Source organism: Halorubrum sp. AJ67 (assembly GCF_000513435.1).
The window spans coordinates 232,570-235,584 of sequence record NZ_CBVY010000002.1 but is presented as its reverse complement, the minus strand read 5'-3'; the positions used below and the strand labels follow the sequence as shown (position 1 = coordinate 235,584).

The 3,015-nt window shown below is 69.4% G+C and carries 1 protein-coding gene and 2 pseudogenes (1 of these 3 only partly in view); all 3 read left to right on the top strand.

Annotated features, from left to right (window positions below; translation table 11 throughout):
- Nucleotides 1-946 (top strand): annotated as a pseudogene (locus tag BN903_RS03030) (branched-chain amino acid ABC transporter permease); it begins 32 nt to the left of the window's first position.
- A gap of 169 nt (nt 947-1,115) precedes the next feature.
- Complete coding sequence (locus BN903_RS03025) at nt 1,116-2,300, top strand: branched-chain amino acid ABC transporter permease (RefSeq protein WP_048076316.1); 1,185 nt, start codon at nt 1,116-1,118, stop codon at nt 2,298-2,300.
- A 111-nt stretch (nt 2,301-2,411) separates the two neighbouring features.
- A pseudogene (locus BN903_RS03020) lies at nt 2,412-3,015 on the top strand (beta-ketoacyl-ACP synthase); the annotation flags it as partial.

Genomic DNA, 3,015 nt, shown 5'->3' with positions numbered 1-3,015 from the left:
CCGCGTGCTCGCCGAGGGGATCGGCAAGGGCGCGGTGTACTTCACCATCGCCGTCGGGCTGACGCTCGTCTTCGGGCTGATGGGCGTGCTCAACTTCGCGCACGGCGCGGTCGCGATGGTCGGCGCGTACCTCGGCGGCCTCGTCTTGGTCCTCGTCGTCGGCGCGAACACCGGCTCGCTCGCGACGATACTCGTCTTCTTCGTCGCGCTGGCGGTGGTGTTCGCGGTCACCACCGCCGCCGGCAGCGCGATGGAGGTGACGCTCATCCGACCGATCTACGACCGGACGCCGACCTACCAGATCCTCTTGACCTTCGGCGTCTCGCTGGTCATCGAGGAGATCGCCCGCATCGTCCTGACGCTCCGCGGGATCCAGCCGGACCCGCAGTGGCAGGCACCGATGGCCACCGCCCCGGACGTGCTGTTGGGTCGGACCGAACTGCTCGGGATCGGCGTCAGGCGGCTCTACCTCTTCGAGATAGCGATCGGCGCGCTCGTCGCGGTCGCGGTCTGGGCCTTCCTGACGAAGACGCTGTACGGCCTGTACATCCGCGCCGGCAGCGAGGACACCGAGATGGTTCAGGCGCTCGGCGTCGACGTGCGGCGGGCGTTCACCGTCGTGTTCGGCGTCGGGACCGGCCTCGCGGCGGTCGGCGGCGTCCTGCTGATGTGGGACCCGATCTGGGGACCGAGCGTCCTGTTGAGCATCGACGTCCTGTTGTACGCGTTCGTCGTCGTCATCATCGGCGGGCTGGGGAGCTTCACCGGGACGCTCGCCGCGGCGGGCATCGTCGGGGTCGTCGACTCGGTGACGACGTGGCTGTTCACCACCGGAATCGTCACCTTCCCCGGCCTCTCCGAGGTGACCATCTTCCTCCTGCTCGTGGTGATGCTGATCATCCGCCCGCAGGGGCTCTACGGCGTCGAGGAGGTGGGGGGCCATTAGCGACCCCGACTCTCCCGCCGAGACGAACGCCGATGCCGAGGAGAACGCCGACGGCGAGACGAGCGCTGACGCCGAGGAGAACCCAGATTCCGGAGCCAGCGCCGACCTCGCGGCCCGCGGCGACCGCGGCCTCCGCGAGTACCTCCGGGACCACGTCGTTCACGCGGCCGTGATCGTCGGCTTCCTGCTGTACCCGCTCGTCTACGAGGCGCTGCTCGCGACCCCGGCCGCGCCGTTCGCGGAGACGTTCCTCCCGGCGATCACGTTCATGGTCGTGGTGTTGTACATGGGGCTGTTCGCGATGAGCTTCGACTTCGTCAGCGGGTACACCGGTTACCTCTCGTTCGGTCACGCGGCGTTCTTCGGGACCGGCGGCTACTTCGTCGTCCTCGCCGCGAACGGACAGGTGCCGGGGGTCCCCGGCGGGACGCCGTTCATGATAACCCTGCTTCTGGGCGCGGTGTTGGCTGGGGTACTCGCGCTCGTCATCGGGTCGGTGTCGTTCCGGCTCACCGGCGTCTACTTCGCGATGATCACGCTCGGGTTCGCGCAGGTGATCTACGAGCTGATCCGGTCGTGGGGGTACGTCTCGACGAACCCGACGGAGGGCGCGACCGTCAGCGGCGACGCGCTCGCGATCGGCGTCCCCTACGTCGATCGGCTCAGCCTCGACGTGGGACGGCTCACGGGCGAGAGCGTCGAGAACCTGCTCGGACTCGGGATCGACCTGTCCGCGACGGTGGTCTCGTACTACGCGCTCGGGATCGTCGTCGTGGTCTGCTACTTCGCGATGCAGCGGATCGTCCACTCGCCGTTCGGGCGCGTGATGATCGCGATCCGCGAAAACGAGGAGCGGGCCCGCGCCGTCGGCTACGCGACCTACCGGTTCAAGCTGGCCGCGTTCGCCATCAGCGGGTTCTTCGGGGCGATCGCGGGCGGGATCTTCGCCGCCTACTCGCGGTCGGTCGCGCCCGACAGCACGTTCTACTTCCTCGTCACCGCCGACGCGCTGATCACGACGATCGTCGGCGGGTTCGGCACCCTCGCGGGACCGGTGTACGGGACCCTGTTCAACCAGGGGCTCGAAGACGTGCTCTCCACCGAGAGCGGCGGGATCGCGACGCTGCTGCGCGAGGGACTGCCCGCGGGCGTCCTCGAAGCCGAACTCTTCGGGGTCAGCGTGGAGCTGTTCGTCAACACCGCGGTCGACGGACGCGCCCCGCTGTACCTCGGGATCGTCTTCGTGCTGTTCGTGCTGTTCGTCCCGAACGGCATCCTCGGGACGCTGCGCGACCGGCTCGGCGGCACCGTCGGGAAGCGGCTCCCGGACCACCTGCGGCGCTACCTCCGGTAGCGTCGCGGGCCCGCGGCGATCAGCGACTCACCGACACATGACACGCGCCACGCGACGAGACGGACCGAACCGAACCGCCCGAGCGATCGAGAACCGCGCCGGAGCGAACCGATGACCGTCGGGATCACGGGGATGGGGACGTACGTCCCGGACGAGACAGTTAGCGGCGAGGCCATCGCGGCCGAGAGCGGGATCCCGGAGGAGGTGGTCGTCGAGAAGATGGGCGTCCGGGAGAAACACGTCTGTCCGCCCGACGGCGACCACGCGACCGACATGTCGGTCGAGGCGGCGGAGGCCGCGCTCGCGGACGCGGGCGTCGAGCCGGCCGATCTCGACCTGATTGTCTACCACGGCTCGGAGTACAAAGACCACATCGTCTGGTCGGCGGCCGCGGCGATCGCAGACCGGCTCGGCGCGACGAACGCGTACGCGACCGAGAGCTACACGCTGTGTGCGGGCGCGCCGATCGCGTTGCGGCAGGCGCGCGCGCAGTTGGAGACCGAACCGATCGAGACCGCGCTGCTCGTCGCCGCCAGCCGCGAGGAGGACCTCGTCGACTACGCGAACGAGGACAGCTCGTTCATGTTCAACTTCGGCAGCGGCGCGAGCGCGTTCGTCGTCGAGGCGGCGGACGGCGATCCGGCCGACCCGGACGACGGCGAGGGGACCGCCGCGGACCCCTTTGAGGGCCGATCCCGGGCGATCGTCGAGGCGA